We start from the raw sequence: 6,746 nt of genomic DNA, 5'->3' as shown, positions 1-6,746 counted from the left end.
TCCTGCGGGACGAGCGTGACAGGTGAAACCCGCAGGCGCAAGCGCCGAGGGGTTCAGCGCACGCCCCGCGAAAGTAGGCGTTTACGCCGGTTAAAGCGAGCATCCTGGAACGGAAATCAACCACTCACAGGAGCAACAAAGGTTACGAAAACAGCCAATTAAAAAGACCCGCTTAAACAGAACGAGTTCTGCTTAAACGAGCCTCTAGATGTCTAGTCAGCTCTTACTGTATGTAATTAAAAAGGCTTCTCCAAATCTGGAGAAGGCGGCACATTCATTTTGACGATTTCATGTCCGCTTATCTTCCAAAATGGATTCTTGTCTGAAATTGGCACCGCCCATTTGCGGGTTGCCGGACTTCATAGGGTCAGTCCCTCAGCCGCTCTGGATAGCTTTTATTTTTTTAGTATAGTACCTTAATTTAAGGATGGATGTCAAGGTTTTCCGGGTGAAATAGTATGAATAATAAGTTAAAATCCTTTATTTGGAGTTAGGCTCAATTATTTCTGAGTTTGGCTCAATACCCACAAAGACAGAAGCCGAACCGCAAAAAACTCATCAGCGACCCGGCATCCCCTTATATATTCGACATCAGCCGCTTCAAAATCCGCTGATAATCATCCTGATCAATGCCCGGAGCAAACTCTTCAGGCAGTTCCTCAAAATCAGGAACCTTTGCTCCTTCCGGCATGCCGTCAATGACAGTTAACTGCTGTCCCGTCTCAGGATTTTTTCCTTTCCAGATTTTACTGATATCCCGGTACTCCGGCTCCCCCCATGTATATAAAACATTGGAAAGCCCTTTATCTATAAATGGCTTAGCATAATCAAACTTGTTGTTATCCAGGCTCGGCACGGGCAGCATCTTACCAACCTCAACCCCTGTTGCCACTTCCAGTGCTTTGGCATAGGCGATGATATGAGTGCCGCCGCGGACGAGCAAATAACCGATCATCGTTCTTGCGGTTGGGTGATCCGTCATCTCATAACAGCGCATTTTATGAGTTCTTGCCCCGATCTCGAGCAAATAGTTATGAAGTAAATCACCCACAAGACTTCCGGAGTTGGTGACAAAGTCTCCATTCCACGGCCGGCCCATTCCGTCCCCCGGGTAAGCAGCCTGTGCCGTGGTCGTAAAGTGGAGGGAATAACGCGCATCTTTTCCATTCTGAAGAGGCGTACTGTCAGGGTCGCCTGGAAACGTATTTCCGAACGACATCAAATTAATCGTGTTGGCGACGAGCTCGACGTGGCCGAACTCTTCTGCCGTAATACTCGCAACGAGGTCATAAAAGGGTTTAAACTTCTTTTTCCCCCGAAAATTAAACGATTGATACATATAGTTATTTAACGTGGACATTTCACCAAACTTGCCGCCCAATAGTTCCTGAACCGCCGCGGCTCCGTTCATGTCACCGTGTTCCGGCCTAGGAAGCTCTATCGCTATTTTGTTCACACGCTTCATCATCGTGCTTCACCCCCGCTGTGATCCGTTCTACCTCAATGCTTATGCGTGGCGAAGGTTGTATTATTCGGGAACCAATTGCGGATTTGGCACGACCCAAATGATCTGCTGAGTTCGGATATAAAAGGAGTTTCCCGCAGATTCTACGACGATGTGATCTGGAACAACCTGTTTAAGCGTTCCGCGAACCGAGCCACGTTCCGTCTGGACGACAACCGGTTTGCTTACAACCGACTGCAGCGCTTGATACACATATGGATCACTCACAACCCAGTTAATGTTATTCATGCTGACCTCTCCCTTACGTACAATTTGCAGTATTCCCTATATGTTTATTAGGAGAATTTGGCCATTAGTCTACCTAAAAAAAGAGGACAGCTTTCAGGAAGCTGTCCTCAAGAAGATCAAATTATTTTTTTAAATCTTCGATGGAATCGATCGGCATATATTTTGGAACGGTAAGACCTAATTTTGTACCTTTTAGGTTTGGACCAAGATCCTCAAATTTGCCTTTATACTTGTCGTAATAATCCTTATGCGTTGTCGGCAGCCATGCCGCAACCATAGCGTCAGCACTTCCATCAGCCACACCGGCGAACATCGGTCCGGCTTCAACTTGCTGAAGTTTTACTTTATAGCCTTGCTGTTCAAGAACTTTGGCTACTACGTTCGTACTTGCAATTTCGGATTCCCAGGCCACATAGACAAGCTTGACTTCTTTTCCGTTGCCTTTTTGTGCGCCTTTCGTCCATTTGCCTACTTCTTGTTTATGGGATTTCACCCATTTCGCTGCAGCTTTTTCAGGCTGTGCTCCATCTTGAACATCCACCATGACTTCTTCCATGTCAGAAGGCTTCCAGAAGAACTGATCCAGGATTTTGTTAGCACCTGGATTTTCCTGCTTGAACCCTTTTTTCGTTAAGGTATGAATGGATTCACCTTTACCGTATGACCCTTTAGGATCCTTCAGGTATTTAAGATCGTACTTACTGAACATCCAGTGCGGCGTCCAGCCAGTAACGATGATCGGTTCTTTCTTTTCATACGCTTTTTTCAATTCGGCGGTCATCGCTGCGGCTGAACCTTCTTTCAGTGTCCAGTCTTTCTTCAGACCATAGTCTTTCATTGCTTTTTCTGTTGATTTCATCAATCCGGCACCAGGATCGATACCCGTAATTTCATAGTTCACCTGGTCACCAACATTTTTTGAGCTGGTTTCATCTGGTTTTGCCTGGCTGATCGCTACTGCAGCGTAAGCTACGATTAGCAGACCTGCCAATACAGAATAAACGATTTTTTTATTGATGATATTGCCGAAAAGCGGTTTTCGCAAGTTCTGAGAGATACGGTCCAGAATGATCGCGATGATAACGATCGAAATTCCGGCTTCAAAACCTTCACCGACTTTAATTTGAGTAACAGCACGGTAAACTTCTGCTCCAAGTCCAGGTGCACCAACAAGTGAAGCGATAACGACCATTGACAGGGCAAGCATGATACTCTGGTTCACACCAGCAAGGATAGTTGGTGCAGCAAGAGGAAGCTGTACTTTAAACAGCTTTTGCCCTGTTGTTGAACCAAAGGCCTCTGTGGCTTCAATTAAATCTCTCGGTACTTCACGGATTCCGAGATTCGTAAGGCGGATCGTCGGAGGCACCGCGAAAATAACGGAAGCCAGGATACCCGGTACAACCCCGATTCCGAAAAACAGAATAGATGGTATTAGGTAAACAAAGGCTGGCATAGTTTGCATGAAGTCCAGAATCGGTGTGATGATCCGTTTGGCCGTATCATTTTGTGAAGCCCAAATTCCAAACGGTATTCCGATCACGATGGTCAGGACAACTGACGACAATACGAGTGCGATCGTATCGACGGTCGCATTCCAATATCCAAGATTGTCGATTAACAATAATCCAACCAATGTAAAAATAGCAACTCCCCATCTGCTCGTATAAAGAGCAAAAAGGGTAATAATTAAAATTAACAAGATAGAAGGACCTATCCCAAGAAGAGTAACAAGGTTGTCAAGAAGCCCTTCAATAAATCCAGTAATAGCATTAAAGACAGGATCAAATGTATTTGTGATCCAGTCTACTAGATGGTCAACCCATTGTGCTAAAGGGATTTTCGGAAAATTCATTCGTCATCCTCCTTTCCGTTCAGCCCATTGCGGTTTCCAGCAAGCGCGCCAATGACAGCGCCGCGGATGATAACTCCTTTTAACCGTTTTTCTTCATCAATTACGGCAAGAGGAATATTAGTATTCGCCATCGGTTCAAGCAAATCTGAAAGCAGTGTATCTTCACTTGCAGTCAGCACATCTTTATTCATGACTTCCTCGATCGTCTTGTTTTCCTTAATGGCCATAGAGGCATCATCTGCTGTTACGGCCCCAAGCAATCTTTGCTTGCGGTCAACGATAAAGATGCTTGAATATCCTTGATCTTTCATAATCTGCAGCGCGACCCTCGGGCCTCTGTCAGGAGAAATCTTTTCTGCCCGTTTCATAACGTGAGAAGCGGTAAGAACGCGTGATATATCCACATCTTCTACAAATCGCTCAACGTATTCATTGGCAGGATTCATCATAATTTCTTCAGGTGTTCCTATCTGAATTATGCTTCCGTCTTTCATAAGGGCGATACGGTCGCCGATACGTAAAGCTTCATCCAGATCATGTGTAATGAAAATGATCGTTTTTTTCATGGAATCCTGAATTTCAAGAAGTTCGTCCTGCATGTCTTTCCGGATCAGCGGGTCAAGGGCACTGAATGCTTCATCCATCAAAAGGATATCAGTATCGCTTGCCAGTGCTCTTGCAAGGCCTACACGCTGCTGCATCCCGCCGCTCAGTTGGGATGGCATCTGATTTTCATACCCCTTTAATCCGACGATTTCAAGGGATCTCATCGCTTTATCCTTGCGTTCCGATGGGGAGACATTTTGTATTTCCAGACCGTACTCCGTGTTTTCTAACACGGTTTTATGAGGAAATAATGCGAAGTTTTGAAACACCATGCTGATCGTCTTGCGTCTCACTTCTCTAAGTTGAGAGGTAGGCATTTTCACGATGTCTTCATTATCGATAAGTATTTCGCCGCTTGAAGGATCGATCAACCGGTTGATCATTCGAATCAAAGTGGATTTTCCGCTTCCGGATAACCCCATGACCACGAAGATCTCACCTGGATAGATATCAAACGATGCGTTATTTACACCGACCGTGCTACCCGTTTCTTTTAATATGTCTTTCTTGGAGTAACCCTTTTTCAGTAATTGAACGGCAGCTTTCGGTGATTTGCCAAATACTTTGGTTACATTTCTAATACTCACTTTTGCTTCCATTAACATCACCTCTAGTTTCACGACATTTTTCGACAACGATTAACCGCAACTTTTTAATTGTAAAGAAGTTTCTTAGCTGCACCAAACTATGTATCCTTTGATATAAGGGTGTGTGACAGTTACTATTAGGAATCCCAACAGTTAGCCATAATATACTTACATATAAGAAGATATCCTCTTATATCCTCCCATATGCTTTCTTTCGCAATAGTCATTAGGAGATAAATGGGACTATGATACACTTTGTTTAGGGTTATGGAAAAAATTCAATCCGGTCATACTGCTTGTTATTTGAAGAACTGGGAATATACAAGGAGAGTATGGTATGTTATACATCTACCGCACTCTTGCTTGTTAAGGAGAATTTATGCATATTTTTTCTATATTACTTATGCTTGTTACCATTTTGAATATATTGCTTGCGGCCGTCATCGTATTTCGGGAACGCCGTGATGCCAGTTCCACCTGGGCATGGCTCCTTGTCTTAGTGTTCATTCCTTTAGGTGGCTTTTTTCTTTATTTATTGTTCGGACGAAACTTAAGCAGACACCGGCTATTTCAATGGGATGACCGAAAAAAGCTTGGTTTGGAGAAAACCTTAAAAAGCCAGATGAAGCATCTTCGGGACGGGTCCTTTGAGTTTTGCAACGAACCTGAGAGAGCAAGCCAGGACTTGATCTACATGCAGCTCGTCAATAACGAGGCTCCCTTTTCACGGGATAACTCCGTTGAAATTTTTACTGATGGAGGGAAAAAGTTCGAGAATCTGATTCAAGATATCGAACGGGCAGAACATCACATACACCTGCAATATTACATTATTAAAAAAGATAATCTTGGCAGAAAGATAAGGGATGTCTTGGTCGAAAAAGCAAAACAAGGGGTTAAGGTCAGGGTCTTATATGATGAATTGGGATCACGAAGACTCACCAAGCGCTTTTTCTCCGAACTCAGAAAGGCCGGGGGAGAGGTTGAAGTCTTTTTCCCCACAAGGTTTGCCTTCATTAATTTTCGGATGAACTACCGAAATCACCGGAAGATCGTTATTATAGACGGCAAGATCGGTTATGTCGGCGGTTTTAACGTAGGGGATGAATACCTGGGGCTTAACCCGAGGTTTGGGTTTTGGCGTGATACACACTTAAAGATTCAGGGCACAGCCGTCCACTCCATGCAAACCCGTTTTATACTAGACTGGAACCAAGCCTCATATGGACATGATATTGATTATGATCCTGTCCTTTTTCCTGAGGAAATCGGCAAAGGCGCTATCGGCATGCAGATTGTTACGAGCGGGCCCGAATCGGAGTGGCCGCAGATCAAAGACGGCTACATCAAGATGATCTCCCTTGCCAAACATTCAATCACCATTCAAACTCCGTACTTTGTTCCTGATGCCAGTCTGCTGGATACTCTGCGGATCGCCTGCCATTCGGGTGTAGACGTAAAGATCATGATACCGAATAAACCCGATCATCTTTTCGTATATTGGGCTTCGTTATCCAATATCGGAGACTTGCTGAAGGCTGGTGCGAAAGTCTATATCTATGACAACGGCTTTATCCATGCCAAATCGATTGTTGTAGATGATGAGATATCATCCGTCGGGACCGCCAATTTCGATATCCGAAGCTTAAAGCTGAACTTTGAAATCAATGCTTTTATATACAACAAAACAATAGCCAAAAAGCTGATGGACGCTTTTCACGAGGATGTAAAGCTTTCCCGTAAATTAACGTGGGAACAATATCAGGAGCGTTCGAAGTGGATCCGCTTCAGAGAGTCCATCTCCCGCCTGCTCTCCCCCCTCTTATAAAACACAAAAACCGCCTAAAAAGGCGGTTTTTGTTATGTACCTTGTTAGAGCGTATTATTGCTAATCTCTCAAAAACATCTCGCTTACTGATGCTAAGAGAGACCCTCAAATCTATTG

5 protein-coding genes and 1 riboswitch are annotated in these 6,746 nt (G+C 44.3%); of the genes, 1 reads left to right on the top strand and 4 read right to left on the bottom strand.

Features of this window, described 5'->3' with window-relative positions:
• Positions 1-295: 295 nt before the first annotated feature.
• Positions 296-394, bottom strand: a riboswitch (SAM riboswitch).
• 183 nt (positions 395-577) lie between these two features.
• The 4 genes from P4361_RS01915 to P4361_RS01900 form a co-directional block, all read right to left on the bottom strand.
• A complete protein-coding gene (locus P4361_RS01915; protein WP_062237897.1) occupies positions 578-1,468 on the bottom strand; it encodes a manganese catalase family protein in 891 nt (296 codons plus the stop codon).
• Between the two features lie 60 nt (positions 1,469-1,528).
• Entirely contained in the window at positions 1,529-1,753 is a 225-nt protein-coding gene (locus P4361_RS01910; RefSeq protein ID WP_053357041.1) for a YuzF family protein, read from the bottom strand.
• Positions 1,754-1,874: 121 nt separating this feature from the next.
• The gene (locus P4361_RS01905) at positions 1,875-3,608 is read right to left on the bottom strand and encodes a glycine betaine ABC transporter substrate-binding protein (RefSeq protein ID WP_328088111.1); all 1,734 of its coding nucleotides are present in this window, start codon (positions 3,606-3,608) and stop codon (positions 1,875-1,877) included.
• Complete coding sequence (locus tag P4361_RS01900) at positions 3,605-4,813, bottom strand: glycine betaine/L-proline ABC transporter ATP-binding protein (RefSeq protein WP_328088110.1); 1,209 nt, start codon at positions 4,811-4,813, stop codon at positions 3,605-3,607. The genes P4361_RS01905 and P4361_RS01900 overlap by 4 nt, the downstream gene beginning before the upstream one ends.
• A gap of 367 nt (positions 4,814-5,180) precedes the next feature.
• Between P4361_RS01900 and cls the strand changes: the two genes are divergently transcribed.
• Complete coding sequence (gene cls / locus P4361_RS01895) at positions 5,181-6,629, top strand: cardiolipin synthase (RefSeq protein ID WP_265409608.1); 1,449 nt, start codon at positions 5,181-5,183, stop codon at positions 6,627-6,629.
• Positions 6,630-6,746: the final 117 nt, after the last annotated feature.

The sequence above is a fragment of the Fictibacillus sp. B-59209 genome (assembly GCF_036216745.1).
Taxonomy (GTDB): Bacteria; Bacillota; Bacilli; order Bacillales; family Fictibacillaceae; genus Fictibacillus_C; species Fictibacillus_C marinisediminis.
Note: the sequence above shows the minus strand (reverse complement) of the source record. Positions and strands in the feature narration are given on the sequence as shown.

Excerpts from the sequence above, each read along its gene's own strand:
- P4361_RS01915 (WP_062237897.1), bottom strand. The coding sequence starts at position 1,468 with ATGATGAAGCGTGTGAACAAAATAGCGATAGAGCTTCCTAGGCCGGAA.
- P4361_RS01910 (WP_053357041.1), bottom strand. The coding sequence starts at position 1,753 with ATGAATAACATTAACTGGGTTGTGAGTGATCCATATGTGTATCAAGCG.
- P4361_RS01905 (WP_328088111.1), bottom strand. The coding sequence starts at position 3,608 with ATGAATTTTCCGAAAATCCCTTTAGCACAATGGGTTGACCATCTAGTA.
- P4361_RS01900 (WP_328088110.1), bottom strand. The coding sequence starts at position 4,813 with ATGGAAGCAAAAGTGAGTATTAGAAATGTAACCAAAGTATTTGGCAAA.
- cls (WP_265409608.1), top strand. The coding sequence starts at position 5,181 with ATGCATATTTTTTCTATATTACTTATGCTTGTTACCATTTTGAATATA.